The sequence below is a fragment of the Clostridium sp. genome, from assembly GCF_036781005.1.
In the GTDB taxonomy this organism is placed as follows: domain Bacteria; phylum Bacillota; class Clostridia; order Clostridiales; family Clostridiaceae; genus Clostridium_B.
Window position 1 is genome coordinate 21,292 of sequence record NZ_DAIQBT010000024.1, and the last position, 25,038, is coordinate 46,329.

Genomic DNA, 25,038 nt, shown 5'->3' on the forward strand with positions numbered 1-25,038 from the left:
TTAAAGTTGTAAGCCTTCTTTAGCGATTAGAGGGTATTTTTCTTAGAGCAGCGCAGGTATTTGAAGGAGGAATTTTGTGGGAGATAAAATAAGCAACAGTTATGATGTTAACTCATTAACTTCATTGGAAAAACTTGAACCAGTACGTGTAAGACCGGGTATGTATATAGGCTCCACCGGTACCAAAGGTCTTCATCATTGTATATGGGAAATATTAGATAATTCTATAGATGAAATTTCCAATGGATTTGGAGATAAGGTATGTGTCATATTAAATCAGGATGGAAGTGTATCTGTTATAGATAATGGCAGGGGAATACCTACAGGAACCCATTCTGTAACTAAAAAAAATGGAGTTGAAATGGTATTTACTTCCCTTCACACAGGAGGTAAATTTAATAATGATATATATAAGACTTCCGGAGGACTTCATGGGGTTGGAGGGGCAGTGGTAAATGCCCTTTCCAGCTGGATGGAGGTGGAAGTGAGACAAAATGGACATATATATAGGCAAAGGTTCCAGCATGCCTATGATAAATCACTTAAAAAAATCATGCCGGGAACTCCCGTAACAGGACTTGATATAATAGGAAATACCGGGGATACTGGAACTAAAGTAACCTTTATGCCGGATAAAGAGGTGTTTTCTACAGTAGATTTTAAACTTGATATAATAGAGGAAAGACTTAAAGAACTGGCTTTTCAGAATAAGGGAATAACTTTAAAATTTATATACTGGGAAGAAAAAAATAAAGTTGAAAAAGAATATCATTCAGATAGAGGGCTCCTGGATTTTATAGAATATTTAAATGAAAGTAAAACACCTCTTCACAAAGAACCTATACTGTTTCAAGGGGAGAGAAGTGTCGAAGGTATAAAGATGAAAGGGGAGGTGTGTATACAGTTTACGGATTCTACTACATATCATATAGCAAGTTATGTAAATAATATTCCAACTACAGAGTCTGGAACTCATGAAAGCGGTTTTAAAACAGGTATGACCAGAGCGTTTAAAGAGTGGGCTAAAAAATTAAATCTCATAAAGGAAAAAGACAGGGAATTTGAAGGAGAGGACTTGAGAGAGGGAATGACAGCTATAGTAAAGGTGAGCATAAACAATCCTGTGTTTGAAGGTCAGACTAAAACAAAGCTTGGAAATAGTGAAGCCTATACCATAATGAATGATCTTTCCTACACCAAATTATCAGAATGGATAGAGGATAATAAGAGTACTGCCTCTATCATAATAAATAATGCTCTCTATGCTGCTGCCAGAAGGGAAAAAATAAAAAAAATAAATGATGCGGAAAAGAAAAAGATAGGTAAGGGAACGGCACCTCTTGCGGGAAAAATTGCAGTATGCACCTTAAAAGATCCTTCAAAATGTGAGTTTATAGTGGTGGAAGGGGATTCTGCAGGAGGCTCTGCAAAACAGGCAAGAGATAGAAGGTTTCAGACCATAATGCCCTCAAAGGGCAAAATAATGAATACAGAAAAACAAAAACTTGAAAATGTCTTAGGCAGTGAGGAGTTAAAGATATTTAATACTGCCATAGGCACTGGAATATTGAAAAATTATAATGAAAAAGATCTTAAATATAATAAAATCATAATATTAAGTGATGCAGATGTGGATGGATACCATATAAGGGCCCTTTGGATGACTTATATGTATAGATATATGAGAGAGCTTATTTTAAATGGACATCTTTATATAGCACTTCCACCTCTTTACAAGGTCTACAAACAAGTAAAGGGCAAAGAAGTAGTGAAGTATGCCTACAGTGACAATCAACTTTTGCAGACAAAAAGAGAAGTAGGCTCTAAAGCTTTGATACAGAGATATAAAGGTCTTGGAGAGATGAATTCAGATCAGCTTTGGGATACTACTTTAAATCCTGAAAGTAGAACATTGCAGCAAATAACCATAGAAGATGTGGTGAAGGCAGAAAAAATGGTGTCTTTACTTATGGGAGACGTAGTGGCACCTAGGAAAAAATATATGTACAAACACGCAGAATTTTAGACAATTCACAATGCACAATGCAGAATTCACGATTTACAATGCACAAGTACAGTTCACAATTCACAATTGGTGAAATTTTGCCTTCAGGTAAAATCAATTTAATTAGTTTTTCAGCTTAAGTTGAAAAACTAATTAAATTGTGAACTGTAAATTGTGAACTGAAAAGAGGAGGATTTTCTTGGCGAAAAATACATTAATTCCAAAAGATAATAATATAATAAGAATTCCCATAGAAGAAGCTATGCCGGATAACTATATGCCCTATGCTGTGGAAGTGGCAAAGGACAGAGCCCTTCCAGATGTGAGGGACGGATTAAAACCTGTACACAGAAGAATAATATATGGGGCCTATATGTTAAAGGCATTTCCAGATAAACCCTATTATAAATCTGCAAGGATAGTGGGAGACATACTTGGAAAATATCATCCCCATGGAGATACTTCTGTTTATGATGCCATGGTAATATTGGCCCAGGATTTTACAACCCAAATGCCCATTATAGACGGCCACGGTAATTGGGGAAGTCAGGACGGAGACAGTGCTGCTGCCATGCGTTATACAGAAGCAAGACTCACACCTATTGCTATGGAAATGGTAAGGGACATAGAAAAAGGTGTAGTAAATATGGTAGACAATTATTCAGGTTCTGAAAAGGAACCGGAGGTGCTTCCTTCAAGATATCCAAATTTGCTTGTAAATGGAGCTTTTGGAATAGCTGTTGGACTTGCAACCAATATTCCACCCCATAATTTAAGAGAAGTGATACAGGCTGTCTGTGCCTATATTGACTGTGAAGATATAAGCACAGAAAAACTTATGGAGTATATTAAAGGACCTGATTTGCCTACAGGGGGAATAATTATAGGAAGAGAATCACTGGCTTCCGCCTATGCCACAGGAGAAGGAAAAGTTACTCTAAGAGCTAAAACCTCCATAGAAAAGCTTGATAATGGAAGACTTGGAATAGTTATAACAGAGTTTCCCTACAGAAGAAGCAAGGCAAAATTACTTCAGACCATCTCTGAGATGACGGCAGATAAGAGGCATGCAAAGGCATTAGAACCCATATCTGATATAAGAGATGAATCTGATAGAAAAGGTATAAGGGCGGTAATAGAATTTAAAAAATCAACAGATAGAAACTTAGCTGAAAAAGTTTTGAAATATTTATTTAAAAAGACTGAACTTCAATGCAATATATTTTTCAACATGGTAGTTCTGGCAGAGGGGAAACCTGTAACACTGGGGCTAAAGGGTATATTAAAGCACTATATTAAATATCAAAAGGAAATTATAAAAAGGAGAACTGAAAAGGAATTACAGGCAGCAAAAAGCAGATTTCACATTGTGGAAGGGTTTATAAAGGCTATTGGACTTATGGACCAGATTATAAATACCATAAGAAGTTCCAAATCAAAAAAAGATGCAGCTTTGAATCTCATGGAAAAATTCAAATTTACAGGGGAGCAGTCAGAAGCTATTTTGGAACTTATGCTCTATAGACTTACAGGACTTGAAGTAATATCCTTTGAAAAGGAACATAGAGAACTTTTAAAAACCATAAAAAAACTCACAAAAATATTAGATAGTGAAAAGGAAATTTTAAAGGTTATAAAAAAGGAACTCACAGAAATTTTAGAAAAATATGGCAAGGACAGAAAGACTATCATAATTGAAGAGGAAGAAAAGGCAAAAATAGATGTGGAAGAAATTTTAGTAGATGAGGACATAGTAATTACCATGTCCAAGGATGCATTTATAAAGAGAATTTCCCTTAAAAGTTATAATCGATCCAGCAGGGATGTTAAGGATATAGAATATAGAGAGGGAGATTTCAATATATATGTGATAAACTCCAGTACAAAAAATACAATTATGTTTTTTACAAACAGGGGAAATGTATATAAAATAAAGGGAATAGATATTCCAGAGTTTAAATGGAGAGAAAAAGGAGAAAAACTGGAAAGTATAATAAAAGGAATTGATCTTTCAGAGGAAAGAGTTGTAGCAGTTTACAGTATAGAAAGTTTTGATTTCCCTGCAGAGTTTATATTTTTTACAAACATGGCAGGTATAAAAAGGACTGGTATTAATGCCTTTGTTACAAAATACACCAAACTTATGGCATTGAGATTAAAAAAAGAGGAAGAACTTATAGGTGTAAAACTTGTAAATAGCAACAAATCTCTAGATTTTATCAGAGTAGAAACAGAAATTGGACTCCAATTTGTTGCAAAGGTACAAGAAATAGCAAGAGAGGACAGAAACATAGTTACCACTGAGATTTTTCCGCTGGTTGAAGGGGATAAGGTAATAAAAGCAGATTTTTCAGAAGAAGCTGATTATAGGGATTTTTATATAAATATAAATAAGTCAGGTATAATTAAAACTTCCAACAGCGGCAGAACCTTTAAAAAGATATTTACGAACTCTTCAAGTACCATATTGGTATTTACAGCTTGGGGAAATGTTTTTTCCATGCCCTCTTTTATGCTTCAGGAAATTGAAAACAGTGGTATAGATATTGAAAAACTGATGGGAATAGATGCTGAAGATATATTAAAAATGATTTCTGTAGAAAATTTTGATTGTGGACACATTTATTTTTTTACTAAATATGGTATGATAAAGAAGACGAAACTAAATGAGTTTCAAGATATAAATGGATGGAATAGGGTACACAAATTTAAAATCAACGGGGATTTTCTTGTGAATGTGGAGTGTGGCAGAGAAGAAGATGAAATACTTATAGTAACTGAAAAAGGCATGGCTATAAAATTTCAGGGGGATTCCATAAATTCCATGGGAAGGTCGGCCTGCGGGGTAACGGCTATAAATTTAAATGAAGAAGATAGTGTAATGTACTCTATGGTTATGGAAGAAAAAATAAATTACAAGTTGAATTTGACTTCTGTAAAGGGAAATAAAAAAAGTATAAAAATAAAGGATATTGCCCTCCAAAACAGGGGAGGAAAAGGAGCAAATATTATGCTTGTAGTTATGGAAGACAAAATTGCAGAAGTTAATATGTAAAAAAGGAGTGTTCTTAATAATGAAAAAAGTTGTTGTTTTACTTGCACAAGGTTTTGAAGAAATAGAAGCGTTAACTTGTGTAGATGTTTTAAGAAGAGGAGAGGTAGACTGTATACTTTGTTCTATAAATGGCAAAGAGGATGTAAAAGGGGCACATGGGGTAGTGGTTAAAGCGGAAACTTTACTTGAAAATATAAATGGAGATGAATATGAGGCTGTTATACTTCCAGGAGGTATGCCGGGAGCCACGAATTTGAGAGATAACGAGAAAGTTACAGAAATGGTAAAAAAATTTGACAAAGCAAATAAAATAGTAGCGGCAATATGTGCAGCCCCTATAGTTTTAAAGAAGGCAGGAATAATTTATAACAGAAAAGTAACTTCTTATCCTGGTTTTGAGGAGGAACTTCAAGCTTATAATTACAGTGAAGAAATAGTAGTTCAGGAAGGAAATTTAATAACAAGCAGAGGACCTGCTACGGCAATTTATTTTGCCCTTAAAATTTTAGAAAACCTCAAGGGTGGGGAAGTTGTAGAAAATTTAAAGAAAGATATACTTTTGAATTTGGTTTAAAATATAAAATACAGGTGAAAAAATGGAGAAATACATATTTGAAAATGGACTTGAATTACTATATGAATACAGACCTGGAAAATTATCTTCTATCTGTATAGGATTTAATGTGGGAGCCTTGGAAGAAGGAGAGTATTTTTCAAAAGGCACTGCCCATGCATTGGAGCATGTTATATCCAAAGGAACTGAAAATAGAGATGAAAATGATATAAATATGCAGCTTGACAGCATATTTGGATTTGAAAATGCTATGACAAACTACCCCTATACAATTTACTATGGAACCTGCTTTTCAGAGGATTTGTATAGGGGAATTGAACTGTACAGTGATATTATTTTAAATTCCTCTTTTAAAGAGAGGGGTTTTAAAGAAGAAATGAATATAATATTTCAGGAACTGAAAGAATGGAAGGATGATTCTTACCAACACTGTGAAGATCTGCTCTTTAAAAATTCCTTTAAACTCAGGCGCATAAGAGAGACCATAATAGGAAATGACCAAAGTATTAAAAATATTACTTTAGATGAAATAAAAATATTTTACCATAAATTCTATGTACCTGAAAATTGTGTCATATGTGTTTGTTCTTCTCTGGAATTTAATTATGTCTGTGATCTTGTAGGGAGGTATTTTGGACATTGGAAAAGGAGCTATAAAAAAACCCTCAAGGAAACGGGAGGAGACTTAAAGGTATTGTACGAAAAAAACAAAGAAGGTATATTTGTAGAAAATGTGAAAGGTATAAAAGGAGTAAAAATACAATATATATTTGACATTCATAACTTGAATTTTGAAGAAAACAGGGTTCTTCCCCTGCTTAATACTGTTTTTGGCCAGGGAGGGGGAAGCCTGCTTTTTAATGAAATAAGGACTCATAAGGGCCTTGCCTATGAGGTGGGAAGTAGTATAAAAAATGAAAGGGGAATAAAGCTTTTTTCTATAAAAATAGGAACTTGCATAGAAAATATAGATAAAGTAATATCCACAGTAGATAGTGTTATAGAGAAGTTTAAACATTCTCCCCTGGATTTTAAAAATGAGGAGATAAAATTCAAAATTAAAAATATGAAATTAAAATATGAAATTAAAAGAGAAAAATCTATTGAGTTTTGCAAGGAAAGTGTTATAAGAGAACTTATGAATGATAACTATTTTCTCCAAGAAGACACATATAAAATTGAAGCCTGGCACATAAATCAGGTTGCCGGTAAGTTTATGAAGCAGCCTTCCATACAGATTTTAAGAGGGTGAGTTTTAAAGAATATTTTTAAGATCAGGGAGGGATGTAATATTTTAAAGAAAAAATGGATGATTAGAAGGTGTAATAAAGATATAAAATATATTTCAAAAAAAGCAGGAATAAGTGAAATTATGGCAACTATTCTTGCAAATAGAGGTATTTCAGAAGAGAAAAAAATAAAAGAATTTTTAAATCCCTCTATAGATAATCTACAAGATCCTCTGTCTATGAAGGACATGGAGAAAGGCACGGATATAATATATGAGGCCATAATGGATAATAAAAATATAGCCATATATGGGGATTATGATGTAGATGGAGTAATGAGTACCTATATATTATACTCTGGACTTTTAAAGTGTGGTGCAAAAGTTACATATCACATACCAGATAGAATAGAAGAGGGTTATGGCATAAATGTAAAAAGTATAGAAAAGTTAAAAGAGGCAGGCTGTGAAGTTATAATAACCTGTGATAATGGTATTTCAGCACTTAATCAGGTTAAGAGAGCCAAAGAACTTGGCATTACTGTGGTGATTACAGATCACCATCATATATTTTTTGAGGAAAAAGAAAATGGCAAAAAGGTATATTTATTACCTGAGGCAGATGCAGTTATAGATCCCAAGCGAGAGGACTGTACATATCCTTTTAAACACCTCTGTGGTGCAGGGGTAGCTTTTAAATTTATTCAGGTACTTTATAAAAAATTTCATTTAAAAGAAGAACAATGCCACAAATTCATTCAATATGCTGCTATAGGAACTATATGTGACGTGGTGGATCTAGTGGATGAAAACAGAATTATAGTTAAAAAGGGTCTTAATATGATAAACTATACTGAGAATATAGGACTAAAGGCACTTATAGAAGAAAATTCCCTAAAGGGGAAAAACATCACTGCCTATCATATAGGATTTATTATAGGACCCTGCATAAATGCTACAGGAAGACTTAAAAGTGCAGTTTTGGCCCTGGAACTTTTGATGTGTAAAGATTCAGAAGAGGCCTCAAAACTTGCAAAAAAACTTCATGAGTTAAATATAGAAAGACAAAATATGACGGTTAAAAGTTTAAATAACATAATAGATAAAGTTGAAAATTCAAATTTAAAGAAGGATAAAGTACTTGTGGTATATGAAAAAGAAACTCATGAAAGTATAGCCGGCATAGTTGCAGGAAGACTAAAGGACAGATATAATGTACCATCCATAGTCATAACTTCAGGGAGAAGTATGTCAAAAGGTTCAGGAAGATCCATAGAGGGATACAATATGTTTGAAGAACTTGTAAAATGCAAAGAATTAATGGAAAAGTTCGGTGGACATCCTTTGGCGGCAGGATTATCCATAGCAGAAGAAAATGTAGATAAATTAAGGAAAAACTTGAATAAAAACTGTAATCTTACAGATGAAGACCTAATACCTAAAATAAGGATAGACGGCAAATTACCTCTTGAAAACCTGTCTTTTCATATACTGGAGGATATAAAAAAACTGGAACCTTTTGGGAAAGGTAATTCTACTCCTTTGTTTGGAGAAAAAAATGTAGATATATTCAAAATTTATTTTATGGGAAAAGATAAAAATGTGTTAAAGCTATTTTGCAGATTGAAAAATAACTTGAAAAAAATTGATGCAATAGCCTTTGATGGGGGAGAAAAATTTAAAAAATTAATACTGGACACTTATGGAAGTAGTGGTGCAAATAAAATTTTCAGCAATAATTTTACCAGTTTAAAAATGGATTTTATATTTTTACCCTGTATTAATGAATTTAACGGTATCAAAAATCTTCAACTTGTGATAAAGGATTTTAGACTCACGTCAAAAAAATAAATAAAAAAAGGTAGACTTAAATAAATTTTTAATTTAACATATAATTACCTGGTATGCAGTTGACATGAGACAATTTAAAGTGTACAGTAACACTTGACACCTTAAAATAATAATTTTAAAATTCTTTATAATGGAATTCCATTAATATTATCATACATTAAAAAAATCACAGAATTTTCTGTATGTACAAGAATTATAAAATTAAACTTGCAAGTTGTAAGATTTCCCTTAAATCTCAGAAATACAATCTAAAAGGCCACGGCATATACTAACTGTTTAAGAATATAATTAAGTACAAAAAAATGGCCAACAATAAACTATGCATTGTGCACTGTAAACCGTGAATCGTGCATTGTGAACTGAAAACTGTGCACTGTGAATTGAAAACTTGTGCATCGTGAACTGTGAATTGTGAACTGTGAATTGTACTAAGGGGGAATCACATTTTGAAAAAAATAATATTAACTGGAGGAGGTTCTGCAGGGCATGTTACACCAAATCTGGCGCTGCTTCCAAAGTTAAGAGAACTAGGTTATGAAATACAATATATAGGCACAGAAAGCGGCATTGAGAGAGAAATAATAGAAAATCAGAAAATAAAATATCATGTAATCTCCAGCGGAAAATTCAGAAGGTATTTCGATTTGAAAAATTTTACAGATCCTTTTAAAGTCATTAAAGGTGTGTTTCAAGCTATATTCATAATGAGAAAGGAAAAACCAAACATTGTATTCTCAAAGGGAGGATTTGTGTCGGTACCGGTAGTTTTGGCTTCATACATAAATGGTATTCCTGTTATTGCACATGAATCGGATATAACTCCAGGACTTGCAAATAGACTTTCCTCCCCTTATTGCACCAAGGTTTGTGTTACCTTTCCAGAATCTTTAAAGGCCATAAAAGGTGACAATGCTGTACTTACGGGAACTCCCATAAGACAGGAACTTTTAGATGGAAGCAGAATAATAGGAAGAAGAATGTGCGGTTTTGAAAATGATAAACCGGTGCTGCTCATAATAGGAGGAAGTTTAGGATCAAAATTTATAAACAATACAGTGAGAAACTGTTTAAATGAACTTTTAAGGAATTATAATATAATTCATATATGTGGAAAAGGAAATTTAGAAGAAAAACTTACAGAGAGGAATGGCTATGTACAGTTTGAATATGTAAGTGAAGAGATGCCCCACATAATGAATGCAGCAGATATAGTAATATCAAGAGCCGGGGCAAATGTGATATTTGAACTTCTGGCTCTTAAAAAACCTAATTTGCTTATTCCACTGTCTAGAAAATCCAGTAGGGGAGATCAGATTTTAAATGCTGCATCCTTTGAAAAAAGTGGGTATAGTATGGTGCTTCAGGAAGAGGAGCTTACCCCAAAGGAACTTTTGGATAAATTAAAAAAATTGGAGATGTCAAAGAATACCTATATAAATGAAATGAAGGCAAGTAATGCGCAAGATGCAACAAATAAAATTATAAATTTAATAGAAAAATACAAATAATTTTAAATATTTAGCATAAATAAAATAAATAGTATGTACATATGGCTATAAATGTTATATTATAGATTAATATAACTCACATATGATACTTTGTGCTATATTATTTTTAAATAAACAGAGCTAGTGTTTATACACATATTTATTATCTTATAGTAAGTTATCTGGTTTATAAAAATGCAGTTATTTTATACTGCAATCTTAATTTATAAAAAGTTCAATTGTATATCAAATATCAAAAAGGAGAGGAATTTTTATGAGTAAAATGAAAACTATGGATGGAAATACCGCAGCAGCTTATATATCTTATGCTTTTACTGATGTAGCGGCTATTTATCCGATAACTCCATCATCCCCTATGGCAGAACATGTTGATGAATGGGTTGCCCAGGGCAAAAAGAATGTTTTTGGACAGCAGGTAAAAGTTATGGAAATGCAATCAGAAGCAGGAGCTGCTGGAGCTGTACACGGATCTCTGCAGGGAGGTGCACTTACTACTACTTACACTGCTTCTCAGGGATTATTGCTTATGGTACCTAATATGTATAAAATTGCAGGAGAACTTTTGCCAGGCGTATTTCAAGTAACTGCTAGGGCTATAGCTGCAAATTCTCTTAGCATATTTGGAGATCATCAGGACGTTATGGCCACAAGACAGACAGGATTTGCACTACTTGCTGAAAGTTCAGTACAGCAGGTTATGGATATTGCTGCAGTGGCACATCTATCTGCTATAAAGGGAAGAGTCCCATTTTTAAATTTTTTTGATGGATTTAGAACCTCCCATGAAATTCAAAAGATTGAAGTGCTTGAATATGAAGATCTTGCAAAATTAGTTGATTATAAAGCGGTTAATGACTTCAGGAGAAGAGCTTTGAATCCTGATCATCCAGTAACTCGTGGTACAGCTCAAAATCCTGATATATACTTCCAGGAAAGAGAAGTTTCAAATAAATACTATGAAGCGTTACCTGAAATAGTTGAAAATTATATGAGTGAAATAACTAAACTTACAGGAAGAGAATACCATATATTCAACTATTATGGAGCAAAGGATGCAGAGAGAGTTATAGTAGCTATGGGTTCTGTTTGTGAAACTGTAGAAGAAGTAATAGACTATTTGATGGCCAAGGGAGAAAAGGTTGGACTTATTACTGTTCACCTATATAGGCCATTTTCAATAGAACATTTTCTAAATCAAATGCCAGACACTGTTAAAAAGATTGCAGTTTTGGATAGAACAAAGGAACCAGGTTCCACAGGAGAACCTTTATACTTAGATGTTAAAAATGCATTCTATGGAAAACAAGGACAACCAGTAGTAGTTGGAGGAAGATATGGTCTTGGCTCAAAAGATACACTTCCATCACACATTCTTTCAGTATTTGAAAACCTAAAGGCAGATACTCCAAAAGACAGATTTACAATAGGCATAGTTGATGACGTTACTAATACATCCTTACCTGCAGCAGAAGATATAAATACAACACCAGAGGGAACTACAGCTTGTAAGTTCTGGGGACTTGGTTCTGACGGTACTGTAGGAGCAAACAAAAGTGCTATAAAGATCATAGGAGACCATACAAATATGTATGCTCAAGGGTATTTTGCCTATGATTCCAAAAAATCCGGTGGTATAACAGTTTCTCATTTAAGATTTGGTAAGTCTCAGATAAAGTCACCTTATCTTATAGACAAGGCTGATTTTATTGCAGTGCATAATAAGTCCTATGTCCATAAATATAACGTACTTGAAGGACTGAAAAAAGGTGGAAAATTCCTGCTTAATACTACCTGGACAGAAAAAGAACTGGAAAGTGAATTACCAGCTTTTATGAAAAAATATATAGCAGAAAACAATATAGAATTTTATATACTAGATGCAATTAAAATAGCTAAGGAAATTGGACTTGGCGGAAGAATAAACATGATATGCCAGGCAGCCTTCTTTAAACTTGCAAATATAATACCTGTAGAGGATGCTGTGAAATATTTAAAAGATGCTGTTGAAAGTTCTTACAGCAAAAAAGGACAGAAAGTTGTAGATATGAACAATGCAGCTATAGACAAGGGAGTTAATGCCCTGGTTAAAGTTAATATTCCAGCTTCATGGAAAGATGCAAAAGAAGGGGAAGCAGCAGCTGCACTTGAAGTGCCGGAATTCATATCAAAGATAGTTTATCCAATGAATAGACAAGATGGAGACAAACTTCCTGTAAGTACTTTTGTAGGCATGGAAGATGGTACATTTCCGCAGGGTACAGCAGCTTATGAAAAAAGAGGAATAGCTATAAATGTTCCAGAATGGCAGGCAGATAAATGTATACAATGTAATCAGTGTTCCTTTGTGTGTCCACATGCCGCTATAAGACCTGTTCTTACAGATGCACAGGAGTTAACCAAGGCACCAGCAGGTTTTCAGGCAAAAGCTGCTTCAGGAGCAAAGGAATTAAATTTCACCATAGCTGTTTCACCTCTTGATTGTACAGGATGTGGAAACTGTGCAGATGTATGTCCTGCAAAGGAAAAGGCACTTATTATGAAGCCTATAGATACACAGTTAAATAAAGCAGATGCTTGGGATTATGCAATGGCTGTATCCTACAAGGAAAATCCTCTTAACAAGTTCAGTGTAAAGGGAAGTCAATTTGAAAAACCTCTTCTTGAGTTCTCAGGAGCTTGTGCAGGATGTGGAGAAACTCCATATATTAAACTTGTAACTCAATTGTTTGGAGATACAATGATGATAGCAAATGCTACAGGATGTTCTTCCATTTGGGGTGCATCAGCTCCAGCTATTCCTTATACAACAAACCACAGAGGTCATGGACCATCCTGGGCTAATTCCCTGTTTGAAGACAATGCTGAATATGGACTTGGAATGTTCCTTGCAGTTAAACAGATAAGAGATAAGGTTGCATTAAAAATAAAAGAGGCATTAAAAAGCAATATAACTGCAGAACTTAAAGCTGCCTTTGAAGACTGGCTGGAAAATGTAGATAATGGAAAAGACACTAGAAAAAGAGCAGATAAAATAGTGGAATTATTGGAGAAGGAAAAGAAAGAAGATGCCCTGTTAAATGAAATATATGAAAACAAGGATTTTCTAGTTAAGAGATCCCATTGGATGTTCGGCGGAGATGGATGGGCTTATGATATAGGCTATGGCGGACTGGATCATGTTCTGGCATCTGGAGAAGATGTAAATATACTTGTACTTGATACAGAAGTTTATTCAAATACAGGTGGACAATCTTCAAAAGCAACTCCTACAGCTGCAGTGGCTAAATTTGCTGCCAGTGGTAAGAAAACTAAAAAGAAAGACCTTGGAATGATGGCTGTAACTTATGGTTATGTTTATGTAGCACAAATTGCTATGGGAGCAGATAAGAATCAGACATTAAAAGCTATTCAGGAAGCAGAAGCTTACAAGGGACCATCACTTATAATAGCATATGCTCCATGTATAAACCATGGATTAAAAGATGGAATGGGCAAGAGTCAAAATGAAGCAAAGAAAGCTGTGGAGTCTGGATACTGGGCATTATACAGATACAATCCAGAATTAAAAGAACAGGGTAAAAAATCCTTTAGTCTGGATTCTAAAAAACCAACTGCAGACTTTAAGGAATTCCTAATGGGCGAAGTGAGATATTCTTCCCTGGCTAAACAATTCCCTGAAACTGCGGAACAATTATTTGAAAAGACTAAAAAGGATGCTTTTGATAGAATTGCAGGTTATGAGAAATTGTCAAAGGAAGTTTAATATATAAAAAATACCGGACTATAAGTTCGGTATTTTTTAAATTTGAAAATATTTTTTAAAAATACTTTTATTATAGTGCAATTAAGGTTAAAATTAGAACATAATAGTAAAAGGAGGTGAAGATTCCTGATAGACTGTGCGGCAAAAAATATTCTAGTTTTTAACATAATTGTGCCGAAAAGTAAATCGGGTAGACTTTATGGATAATAATGAAAATTTAAATAGCTGCGGCTGTGGTTCCAAAGAAGAGAGTTGTGGTTGTGAAGAACATGGACACGAACATGATTGTGACTGCGGCTGTGATTGTGGAGAACATGAAAATCTCGTAGTGGATTTAGAAGATGAAAATGGAAATTTAGTTTCTTGTGAAATAATTGATGACTTTGAATATAAAGATAACCAGTATGTTTTAGTTCAAAATCCTCAGAATAATTCTGTATATTTATTTAAGGTGGATGTATCAGACAATGGGGAAGAACTTATTATACCAGAGGATAAGGAATTTGAAGAAGTATCTGCTTACTATGCAGAACTCATAGAAAAATCCGAAGAATAAAGAGCATGAAATAGCTAATCTGGAATCAAAGACTGCAGACAATTTTATTGTTTGCAGTCTTTTACTATTTCCATTTTAGTGTTTTTATGTAGGGGTGTTTTTTTCTGTAATTTATAAGATAGGGATTTCCTACCATATTAAAGAGAGGCAGATCAGATAGTGAATCTGAAAACATATAGGAATTTTTAAAATCCACTTCTATATTGTCCTCTTTCAAAGATTTCATAAGTCTTTTTACTTTTTCTTCCCCTTTACAGTTTTCTCCTGAAATTTTTTTGCAGTGAATGCCATTTGACAGGGTGAATTTGGTGCCTATTACTTTATCTACCTCTTTTATTCTATATAATTCATTCAGGTAGAACTCTGCAGAAGCAGATATAAGGTATATTTTATAACCTTTATTTTTAAATTTTTTTAAGGTATTTAGTGCATCTTTATAAATTATTTTACTCAGCCTTTTTTCATAGAATTCTTTTACTAAAAGTTTCATGTCATTTTCACTTATTCCGTTTATAAATGCTATGAAATTTTCCTTGGCCTTTGAGGCAGGAAATAGTTTTATAAGATATAATATAGAAGAAAAAATGCTAAAAGGTGCATATATTATAAGTTTAGGATGTTTTTTTACCATGAATATGTAAAACTCCATTAAGGTTTCCCTCTTGGTCAAAGTAAAATCCACATCGAATATGGCCAGTTTTTCCAAGTAAATCACTCCTTCATAATACAATATGATATCATAAATTTAAGAATATATAAAAATATAATTTATATTTTTATATGAAGTGTATTTTAAATAAATAATATCGATAAAATAAATAGAAAAGTGTAAGGAAAATTTTTTCAGATAATGATAAAATAAATTATAGACAATGTTAATATTTAATTAAATTTAATTAAAAGAAGGGATTAAAATGGAAGAATATTTAAATAATTTTTTTTTGTATAATGACGAAATAAAAGCTAGGGAAGAATCTCTGCAGTATGTACCCTATAAAGGAAAATCCATCTATGAGGTTATAAGGATGATAGATGGCAAGCCTCTTTTTTTGGAACCTCATCTAAACCGCATGGAAAACTCCTGTAAAATAACCGGCTTGAAAATTTGGCTTACAGGGGAGGAGATTAAAAACAGGATAAAAAAGTTAGTGGAAGTAAACAAGGTTTATAGGGGAAATATAAAAATTATTTTTAATTTTTCTTCTGAAAATGTATTTTTGACATATTTTTCGAAGTATTATTATCCCCCTGTGGAATATTATAAAGTAGGGGTGGATACCATTTTTTTTCATGGAGAAAGAGAAGAGCCAAATGCCAAAGTGATAAATACTGCATTCAGGGAAAAGGTTAATAAAAAAATTAAAGAAAAGGGTGTGTTTGAATCAATACTTGTAGATAACCAGGGAAATATTACAGAAGGAAGTAAGTCTAATATATTTATGATAAAAGGAGAAAAGGTAATAACTGCCCCTGTAGGAGATGTACTTCCGGGAGTTACGAGAAATATTATAATGAGAATCTGTAGGAATATGGGATTTGAAGTTATGGAGGAAAAAGTAAATTACAAGAAAATAGAAAAGTTTGATGCCCTTTTTATATCGGGAACTTCTCCTAAGGTATTGCCCATAAAAAGTGTAGAGGATATAGGATTTTGTTCTTCTGAAAACAAGGTGCTTGTTAGTATAATGAAAGCCTATGATGATGAAATGGAAAAAGACATAAAAAGCTTTACATATTCTTAATTTAAGGAGGGAAAATATGAAAAAAGTGTTTCAAGACACCTCACTGGAAAATTGTCTGCAGCTTGCAAGATATGAATTAAATATACCGGAGGATAAACTGGATTATAAAGTGCTTGAAAATAAGAGAGGCTTTTTTAGAAAAAAGGTAGTGATAGAAGTTACCTATGGGGGGGAAAAGGAAGAAGAAGTCTCTAAAGAAGAAGGGGATAAATTAAACAAAAACCAAGGTACTGTTAAGGTTATAGAAGGAAGGATAATTGTAAAAGACCCTATAGAGGGGGAAAAGCCTGCTGTAATAGTAAAGGGAAATCATATGTCTATTTTTGTGGATGGAGTTGAAGTAAAAAGGGAATGTCAGGTTTTAAAAAAGAACAAAATAGAAGTGGTTTTAGAAGAAAATGTTCCAAAAAGAGAACTTCAAATAGATATTTCACAGGATAGCATGGAGGCTTATGCGAAAATCGTCTACACGCCTAAAAATGTTTATGTCCTTAAAGATACCACAGAAAGTAATAAATTAAATCTGGAGGTTTATGCAGTTGAAACCGTAGAACCTCCTAAATACAATGAAAATGATATAAAAAATGAACTTGTAAATAATAAAATTGTCTATGGCATATTAGAAGACAATCTCAAGGATGTGCTGCAAAGCGGAGAAAGGGTGCTGATAGCAAAAGGGAAAGAAGCCGTAGATGGTAAGGACGATATTATAAGCATCAATTTTGAAGATTCTGTAGATCTAAAAGAAGATTTGGTAGGAAATGTTGATTTTAAAAGCATAGGAATTGTGAGTACTGTAAAAAAAGGAGATATAATCGCAGAGAGACATAGAGGATTTGAGGGGGAAAATGGATTTGATGTAAGAGGAAAAACTTTAAAATTTAAAAAGGGACAACATAAGAAACTTACTGCAGGGCAAGGAACTGTTATTAAAGAGGAAGATAAAGTTGAAGCAGTTATAGAGGGGAAACCTTTTGTGAAAAATGGCACTTTTTATGTACACAAGGTTCATGAAATCAGCAAAGATGTGGATTTAAGTACGGGAAATGTAAAGTTTACAGGAGATATAATAGTTCAGGGAAATGTAAGAGAGGGAATGGAAATTGAGTGTGGAGGTAACCTTACCATATACAAGGAAGTGGAAAGGGCCAAAATAAAAGCACTGGGAGATATTTTGATAAATGGCAGTATTGTAGGCTCGCACATATATGGAGGAGGAGATTGTGTAAATAAAATCAAGGCAATAGATCATCTTGAAGAATTTAATGTAAACCTAAAAGAGATGAATGAGGCTATAAGGGAAATAAAGACCTATGATCTCCTTGGCAAAAATAAAAAAGATGGAGAGATAATAAAGATATTATTGGAAAATAAATTCAAGGGACTTTTAAAGCTTGGCATAAATATAATTGCGGACTTGAATATGGATCCTGAAGAGTGTAATGAGAATCTAGGCAGGGAAATAGTAAAAATTATAAGAGAAAAATTCATGGGCATAGGTCCTATAAACATAAAAAGCTATTTGGAATTAAGCTACTTAGAGGAAAAAATTGAGACTGAAATTGAACATTTGAATGAATGTCTTGCCCTTCCTGTGAATTTAACTATAACCTATTGTCAGGATTCACATATAGAAAGCTCTGGCAGTGTAGTGATTACTGGAAAAGGGGAGTATATATCCGATATTACCGCAAATGAATCTATTGAATTTTTACAGGACAGAAGTGTGGCAAGAGGGGGAACATTAAAGGCGAAAAAAGAGATTAAATGTAAAATTGTAGGCAGCATGGCAGGAGTGTCTACGGTTCTTCATGTGGAAGATGAAGGACATATATGGGCGGATATTGCATATCACAATACTGTAATCAAAGTAGGAAAGAAAAAGCTTATGTTGGATTCTCCAAGTAAAAATTTGCACGCTTATCTCAATGAAGGTAATATTATAGTGGACAAATTTCTTCTCTAAAAACCTATTATAAATACATCAAATTATGCTATAATTGTGTAATAAATTGAATTAAATGCTAGTTTTAAATATTATTTAAGGAGGATATTTAAATGAGCCAGGAAGAAATAAAAGTATTAGTATTTAGCATAAATGAAGAATATTATGCTACAGATATTATGGAAATAGAGAGAATTCTAGGATATGAAGAAACTACAAAATTACCGGATTCTCCTGATTTTGTAGATGGAGTTATAAATTATGAAGGAAACATACTTCCTGTAATAAGTCTTACCAAAAAATTTGGATTTGGTGAAGTGGAGAAAAAGGACGAGTCCAAGATCATAGTTACAAAACAGGATGGAAATAAAATAGGTATAATAGTGGATGTGGTATCTGAGGTAAGAGATGTAAATATGGATAGCATTGAAACCCCGCCAGATATAGTAGCTGGAATATCCAAAAGATATATTAAAGGACTTATTAAAATAAATGATAAAATAATAATATTTTTAAATCTTTCTAAAATATTAACAGAGGAAGAGAAGGAACTTATATAATTTAAAATTGAAAGGTGCAAAATATTTATGGAGATAAAAGAGATAAAGGTAGGAATAGCAGATATGAATACTGCCGGCTCCCCTCATAGACTTATAACTATAGGCCTGGGTTCCTGTGTTGGCATAGCTTTGTATGATAAGATGAAAAGTATAGGTGGACTAGCACACATAATGCTGCCGGACAGCACACAATTCACTAATATAAAAAATCCTATAAAATTTGCGGATTTGGCTGTCCCTCTTTTAATAAAAGATTTAGAAAAATTAGGAGTAAATAGGAGAAATTTAAAAGCCAAGATAGCAGGGGGAGCATCTATGTTTAACTTTTCGGATAAGAGCATGATTATGGATATAGGTAATAGAAATAGTGCTGCAGTGAAAAAAATATTAGAAAAATGCTCTATTCCTATATTATCTGAAGACTTGGGAGGCAATAAAGGGAGAACTATGATATTTGATACCTTCCAGGGCGGGGTAAAAATACGTACGGTAGGTATGGGAATAAAAGAAATTTAAAATTTAATGGAGTGATAATACTTTGAAAAAGATTAAAGTTTTAGTAGTGGATGATTCAGCACTTATGAGAAAAATTATTTCAGACATGATAAAAGAGGACAGTTCTATAGAAGTAATAGGCACCGCCAGAAATGGACAGGATCTTATGGATAAATTATCCTCTGATTTTTATAAAACTATGCCGGATGTAATAACCATGGATGTAGAAATGCCAAAAATGGACGGTATAACTGCCCTTGGGGAACTCAAAAAGAAAAATATAAACATACCTGTGATAATTTTAAGCAGCATTTCGAAAGAGGGCACAAAACTTACCATGGAATGCCTGGCAGCAGGAGCTTTTGATTTTTTACCCAAACCCTCTGGAACCATATCCCTTGATATAGACAAAGTAAAAGTTGAATTAATACAAAAGATTAAAGTAGCTTACTATAGTATATCCAATCAGAACAGTCCTATTAACATAGGGGGATTGGAAAATAAAAGTTATAAAGAAATTGCTACAGTACGCATTTTAGATGAAAATACCAAAAAAACAGAAGACACCAGAAAAACAATAGAGAGAAAATTTCAAGCAGGGAGAATAGATGCCGTGGTAATGGGAGCATCTACAGGAGGTCCCAAAGCTCTTACTTCAGTTATAACAGAACTGCCAAAAGATATAGGAGTACCTGTATTTGTGGTACAGCATATGCCTGTGGGCTTTACCAGGGCTTTTGCAGAGAGATTGAATTCAAGTTCTCATGTAGAAGTAGTAGAAGCACAGGAGGGAATGAAAGCACAGTCAAATGTTGTATACATAGCTCCAGGCGGGTATCATATGGAAGTATGGAATGATAAAAAAATACATTTAAATAAAGAACCTGCAATTTGGGGAGTGAGACCTGCAGTAGATAAGCTATTTATATCTGCTTCCAGGGTTTATAAAGGAAATATAGTCAGTGTGGTTTTAACGGGAATGGGAAAAGATGGTGCAGAAGGAACTGTAGAAATTAAGAAAAATGGAGGTATTACTATATCACAAGATAAAGATACCTGTACAATTTATGGTATGCCTAAAGTTGCATATGAAACAGGAAAAGTGGATCTGGTGTTACCGCTAAATGACATATCAAAAGAAGTATTGAAAATAATAACATCTGGTAGGAGGTAGACTTTATGGATATGGCTTATTTTGAGCAGTGGGTTTTAAAAGAGTTTAATATAAACCTGTCAGCCTATAAATCCAATCAATTGCATAGAAGGATAAATAGCTTAATGTCTAGAGTAGGAGTAAGCAGTATAGATGAATATATAAGGCTCCTTCAAAAGGATAGCACTCAAAGACAAAAATTTTTGGACTTTATTACAATAAATGTATCTGAATTTTTTAGAAATCCAGATATATTTGAAGAACTTAAAAGTATAATAAAAGAAGAACTGCTTCCTAGAAACAATTCTTTAAAAATATGGAGTGCAGCTTGTTCAATTGGGGCAGAACCTTATTCTATAGCCATATATCTAAATGAATTATCTAGAGGGGGAAGGCATAAAATACTGGCTACGGATATAGATAATACTATAATTGAAAGAGCTAAGAAAGGAGAATATACAGCATCTGAAGTAAAAAATGTAAAGAAGGAATATTTAAGCAAATACTTTACTTTAAAAGATGATAAATATATTATAAATTCTGACATAAAGAGTTTAGTTAATTTCAAAAAGCACGACTTAATATTAGAGAGCTATGAAAGTAATTTTGATTTAATAGTATGCAGGAATGTGGTAATATATTTTAATCAGGATATAAAAAACAACATATATAAAAAGTTTAGCCAATCCTTGAAAAAAGGCGGGTTATTGTTTGTTGGAGCTACTGAAAGTATATATAATTTTAAGGATTATGGCTTTGAGAAAGCTTCTACCTTTATATATAGAAAGCTATAGGGAGGGAAAGAAATGGATACATCACAGTATATGTCTATGTTCTTGGAAGAAGCAATGGACAATCTACAGATTTTAAATGAGTCACTGCTTCAGCTTGAACAAGAGCCTCACAACATAGACAAGGTAAATGAAATTTTTAGAGTTGCACATACATTAAAGGGAATGGCCGCTACCATGGGATTTAATGAAGTGGGAGAGTTAACCCATAAAATGGAGGATGTATTGTCCAAATTTAGAGATGGCAAACTAAAGGTTACTCAGGATGTGGTGACAATTTTATTTAAATGTCTGGATACCCTTGAGCAGATGATAAAAAATATAGAAGATGGTGTGGAAGAAGAAGTTCCCATAAAGGGTATTATAGAAGAGTTGGAAAATATAGCTAATTCAGAAAATAATGATAAAGAGAAAGAACAAAAAGAAGATATACAGGAAGAAAAACAAAGTGACAGTACAGAGAGTGCTAAAAACATACAGGTGGAATTAAATGAGTATGATATAAATGTGGTTAAACAGGCTCGAGATAAAGGATTTAATTCTTATCAGATAAGGGTAACTATCAGTGAAAATACTCTGTTAAAATCTGCCAGAGTATTTCTTATATTCAAAAGTCTTGAGGAAATGGGGGAGATAATTAAATCCGTTCCAAATACGGAAGACTTAGAAAATGAAAACTTTGATTTTGAAGTAGACCTTACTTTTGTTACCACCAGTGATGAAAATAAAGTATATGAAAATTTGATGAATATATCTGAAGTGGAAGAGGTGTCCATAGAAAGAATAGATATAGAATCAGAAAAATTAAAGAAGATGCAGGTTAAAGATGAACAAAGTGAGCAAATAAAGTCTATAATTCAAAAAGAAGATTCATCTAAATCAGAAGATATAAAACCAAAGCCTGCTTTTGTACCTGACAAAGACAAGGAAAATAAAAAGACGGCAAAAAAAGAACCGCATAAAAAGATACACCAGTCTGTAAGAGTGGATTTAGAAAGACTGGACAAATTTATGAATATGGTATCAGAGCTTGTTATAAATAGAACAAGATTGGAGCAGATAAGCAGCAATTATAAATTGACTGAATTAAATGAGACACTGGAGCAGGTAGCAAGAACCACTTCAGATCTTCAGGATCTGGTAATGAAAATAAGGATGCTTCCTCTTGATACAGTATTTAACAGGTTTCCAAGGATGATAAGGGATTTATCTGTAGAGTTAGACAAGGAAATGGAACTTGTAATTGAAGGGGCAGACACAGAACTTGACAGGACTGTAATAGATGAGATAGGAGAGCCTTTGATTCATCTAATCAGAAATGCAGCGGATCATGGTATAGAATCAAAAGAGGAGAGAGTATCAAAAGGTAAAAATCCTGTAGGAAAGATAAGTCTTATTGCCTATCAGGAGGGCACCAAAGCAGTAATAAAAGTTGTAGATGATGGAAGCGGAATACCTGTGGATAAAGTAAGGGAAAAGGCAGAAAATATGGGTATAAATACAGAAGGTATGTCAGATAATGATGTAAAGAACCTTATATTTTTGCAAGGATTCAGTACCAATACCGAAGTAACAGATATTTCAGGCAGAGGAGTAGGTATGGATGTAGTGAAGACAAAGATATCTGCCCTTGGGGGGACAGTGGATGTTACAAGTGAAAAAGATGAAGGCTCTGCCTTTGTAATAAGACTTCCTCTCACACTTCAGATAATACAGGTATTGCTTGTAGGAGTGGGAGATGAGACTATGGCAATATCCTTAAGTTATGTGGATAGGGTTATAGACTATAAAGAAGAATTGGTAAAAATGACTAACAATAAAGAGGTCATAATATACAATGGCAATGTAATATCTCTTGTAAGACTATATGATAAACTAGGAGTTAAAAAGTCTAAAAACAATAAAAATTATATAGTAATAGTGAAAGTAGGAGAAAAAACCGTAGGACTTATGGTAGATTCACTGCTTGGACAAAGAGAAATTGTTATAAAACCTCTTGGAAAGACGTTACAAAACTTAAAGGAATACATGGGAGCAACAATACTTGGAGATGGCCTTGTAACATTGATATTGGATGTTGCTGCTCTGGTATAAGGAGGATATATATGGACTACAAAAGCCTTACATCCATGCAGCTTGATGCACTAAGGGAAGTTGTAAATATAGGCACGGGAAATGCGGCTACAGCCTTATCCCAACTTATAAATAAAAAAGTTGATATTACAGTACCTGATGTAAATATAGTGCCTTTTGATGATATTTTTACCAGTATTGAAGGAGATGAAATAGTTGTAGGAGTAATTGTAAGAACTTTAGGAGATGCACCTGGAAATATACTATTCATATTTGAAAAGGAAACTGCCCTTGAGCTTATATCCATGCTGATGGGACATAAAGAAGAATACTTAAATGATATGGGAAACTCAGTGCTCTGTGAGGTGGGCAACATAACATCCAGTTCTTACATGAATGCCATATCAAAACTTACAGGGCTTTATCTTATACCTTCAGTACCTGCAGTTACCTGTGATATGCTGGGAGCAATACTTTCCACTACATTTATAGAATCTGGACAGTTTGATGAATATGTACTGGATATAGAAACATTATTTATGCAAAATAATTCTAAGATAAGCGGACATTTTTACTATGTACCTATGCCTGGTTCGCTGGAGAAAATTTTTAATGCTTTAGGAATATGATAATATTAGTAGTAAATAGTTTGGAGGGAAAAAAATGGCTAAAATATTAATTGTGGATGATGCTGCATTTATGAGAATGATGATAAAAGATATATTAGAAAAAAATGGTTTTGAGGTAGTAGGAGAGGCCAATAATGGTATAAAGGCTGTGGAGTTATATAAAAAAGAAACTCCAGATGTAGTTACCATGGATATAACAATGCCTGATATGGATGGTATTGAAGCGGTAAAGCAAATAAGGGCTATTGATGCCAATGCAAAGATAATAATGTGTTCTGCTATGGGACAACAGACTATGGTTATGGATGCTATAAAAGCAGGGGCTAGAGATTTTATAGTAAAACCATTCCAGCCAGATAGGGTACTGGAAGCCATAAATAAAGTTGTGTCTTCTTAAAAATAAAGTAGAATTTTAAGATTTAAATTTTTGAATTTATATAAAGATAGCATGGTTTATAACGAAAACATTAAATGTGGATAAAATTTTTATTAAACTTTAATGCAGTGCAGATAAATATTCGCAGAATTGGATGAAAAAATTTAAACCTGCTATTTTGTGTATAAATCTTATTTATATACATAGTCTTGTATATCTCTATAAAGGGAGGGGTAAATATGCAGGTTGTTATATTTGGATTGAACAATGAGCAATTTGCTGTAGAAACAGCCAAAGTTCAAAGTATAAATGATGCCATGGAAATAACTAAGGTTCCAAAGGCACCAACTTATATAAAGGGCCTTATAAATTTAAGGGGAAATGTAATATCTCTTTTAGATATAAATTTTTTAATGGATATTCCTAAAAGTGAAGAAAGTGAAGGAAATGTAATAATACTTGAAATGGAAGATGAACTGGTAGGAATAAGTGTAGATCAAGTAGATGAAGTTTTAGATTTAGAAGATAGTGCTGTAGAAAAGGAAAATGATGAAAAAAAGCAGGCCTATATAAAGGGAATAATAAATTTAAAAGACAGAATAATTACTTTAGTTGATATAGATAAGCTTCTTTCAGATTAAATTGACCTTTGCATTTATTAGTTTCATATACTTGAAATTTTCTCGAGAAATGGGGGAAGAAAATGGCAGATGTATTATCGCAGAATGAGATAG

General features: G+C 33.2%; 19 protein-coding genes. 18 read left to right on the forward strand and 1 reads right to left on the reverse strand.

What is annotated here, in order from left to right; all coding sequences use genetic code 11:
• Positions 1-76 precede the first annotated feature (76 nt).
• The 8 genes from V7Q02_RS10635 (at position 77) to V7Q02_RS10670 (ending at position 14,540) form a co-directional block, all read left to right on the forward strand.
• Positions 77-2,026 (forward strand): DNA gyrase/topoisomerase IV subunit B, encoded by a 1,950-nt coding sequence (locus V7Q02_RS10635; RefSeq protein ID WP_333860997.1) that lies wholly within the window; start codon positions 77-79, stop codon positions 2,024-2,026.
• A 178-nt stretch (positions 2,027-2,204) separates the two neighbouring features.
• Positions 2,205-5,060: a DNA topoisomerase IV subunit A gene (locus tag V7Q02_RS10640; protein WP_333860998.1), complete on the forward strand. Its 2,856-nt coding sequence runs from the start codon at positions 2,205-2,207 to the stop codon at positions 5,058-5,060.
• 19 nt (positions 5,061-5,079) lie between these two features.
• Positions 5,080-5,634, forward strand: a complete 555-nt coding sequence (locus tag V7Q02_RS10645; RefSeq protein WP_333860999.1) for a DJ-1 family glyoxalase III — start codon at positions 5,080-5,082, stop codon at positions 5,632-5,634.
• A 22-nt stretch (positions 5,635-5,656) separates the two neighbouring features.
• The gene (locus V7Q02_RS10650; RefSeq protein ID WP_333861000.1) at positions 5,657-6,886 is read left to right on the forward strand and encodes a M16 family metallopeptidase; all 1,230 of its coding nucleotides are present in this window, start codon (positions 5,657-5,659) and stop codon (positions 6,884-6,886) included.
• Between the two features lie 57 nt (positions 6,887-6,943).
• On the forward strand, positions 6,944-8,713 hold the full coding sequence (gene recJ / locus V7Q02_RS10655; protein ID WP_333861001.1) for a single-stranded-DNA-specific exonuclease RecJ: 1,770 nt from the start codon (positions 6,944-6,946) through the stop codon (positions 8,711-8,713).
• 446 nt (positions 8,714-9,159) lie between these two features.
• The gene (locus V7Q02_RS10660; RefSeq protein ID WP_333861003.1) at positions 9,160-10,221 is read left to right on the forward strand and encodes an undecaprenyldiphospho-muramoylpentapeptide beta-N-acetylglucosaminyltransferase; all 1,062 of its coding nucleotides are present in this window, start codon (positions 9,160-9,162) and stop codon (positions 10,219-10,221) included.
• 253 nt (positions 10,222-10,474) lie between these two features.
• The gene (gene nifJ, locus V7Q02_RS10665; protein WP_333861004.1) at positions 10,475-13,984 is read left to right on the forward strand and encodes a pyruvate:ferredoxin (flavodoxin) oxidoreductase; all 3,510 of its coding nucleotides are present in this window, start codon (positions 10,475-10,477) and stop codon (positions 13,982-13,984) included.
• 199 nt (positions 13,985-14,183) lie between these two features.
• The gene (locus V7Q02_RS10670; protein ID WP_333861005.1) at positions 14,184-14,540 is read left to right on the forward strand and encodes a DUF1292 domain-containing protein; all 357 of its coding nucleotides are present in this window, start codon (positions 14,184-14,186) and stop codon (positions 14,538-14,540) included.
• A 64-nt stretch (positions 14,541-14,604) separates the two neighbouring features.
• Here V7Q02_RS10670 and V7Q02_RS10675 read toward each other — a convergent pair whose 3' ends face one another.
• A complete protein-coding gene (locus tag V7Q02_RS10675; RefSeq protein ID WP_333861006.1) occupies positions 14,605-15,246 on the reverse strand; it encodes an HAD-IB family hydrolase in 642 nt (213 codons plus the stop codon).
• Between the two features lie 208 nt (positions 15,247-15,454).
• Here V7Q02_RS10675 and V7Q02_RS10680 point away from each other — a divergent pair, with 208 nt between their 5' ends.
• The 10 genes from V7Q02_RS10680 (at position 15,455) to V7Q02_RS10725 (ending at position 24,945) form a co-directional block, all read left to right on the forward strand.
• On the forward strand, positions 15,455-16,282 hold the full coding sequence (locus tag V7Q02_RS10680) for an aminotransferase class IV (protein WP_333861007.1): 828 nt from the start codon (positions 15,455-15,457) through the stop codon (positions 16,280-16,282).
• A 16-nt stretch (positions 16,283-16,298) separates the two neighbouring features.
• Positions 16,299-18,248 (forward strand): flagellar assembly protein A, encoded by a 1,950-nt coding sequence (locus V7Q02_RS10685; protein ID WP_333861008.1) that lies wholly within the window; start codon positions 16,299-16,301, stop codon positions 18,246-18,248.
• Positions 18,249-18,340: 92 nt separating this feature from the next.
• Entirely contained in the window at positions 18,341-18,787 is a 447-nt protein-coding gene (locus V7Q02_RS10690; RefSeq protein WP_333861009.1) for a chemotaxis protein CheW, read from the forward strand.
• A gap of 27 nt (positions 18,788-18,814) precedes the next feature.
• Positions 18,815-19,303 carry a chemotaxis protein CheD gene (locus V7Q02_RS10695; RefSeq protein WP_333861010.1) on the forward strand — a complete coding sequence of 163 codons (489 nt, stop codon included), beginning with the start codon at positions 18,815-18,817 and terminating at the stop codon, positions 19,301-19,303.
• Between the two features lie 22 nt (positions 19,304-19,325).
• On the forward strand, positions 19,326-20,456 hold the full coding sequence (locus V7Q02_RS10700) for a protein-glutamate methylesterase/protein-glutamine glutaminase (RefSeq protein WP_333861011.1): 1,131 nt from the start codon (positions 19,326-19,328) through the stop codon (positions 20,454-20,456).
• A gap of 5 nt (positions 20,457-20,461) precedes the next feature.
• Positions 20,462-21,229, forward strand: a complete 768-nt coding sequence (locus tag V7Q02_RS10705; protein WP_333861012.1) for a CheR family methyltransferase — start codon at positions 20,462-20,464, stop codon at positions 21,227-21,229.
• A gap of 12 nt (positions 21,230-21,241) precedes the next feature.
• A complete protein-coding gene (locus V7Q02_RS10710; protein ID WP_333861013.1) occupies positions 21,242-23,320 on the forward strand; it encodes a chemotaxis protein CheA in 2,079 nt (692 codons plus the stop codon).
• 11 nt (positions 23,321-23,331) lie between these two features.
• Positions 23,332-23,928, forward strand: a complete 597-nt coding sequence (locus tag V7Q02_RS10715) for a chemotaxis protein CheC (protein ID WP_333861014.1) — start codon at positions 23,332-23,334, stop codon at positions 23,926-23,928.
• Between the two features lie 34 nt (positions 23,929-23,962).
• Positions 23,963-24,325: a response regulator gene (locus tag V7Q02_RS10720; protein ID WP_333861015.1), complete on the forward strand. Its 363-nt coding sequence runs from the start codon at positions 23,963-23,965 to the stop codon at positions 24,323-24,325.
• A gap of 218 nt (positions 24,326-24,543) precedes the next feature.
• A complete protein-coding gene (locus V7Q02_RS10725) occupies positions 24,544-24,945 on the forward strand; it encodes a chemotaxis protein CheW (protein WP_333861016.1) in 402 nt (133 codons plus the stop codon).
• Positions 24,946-25,038: the final 93 nt, after the last annotated feature.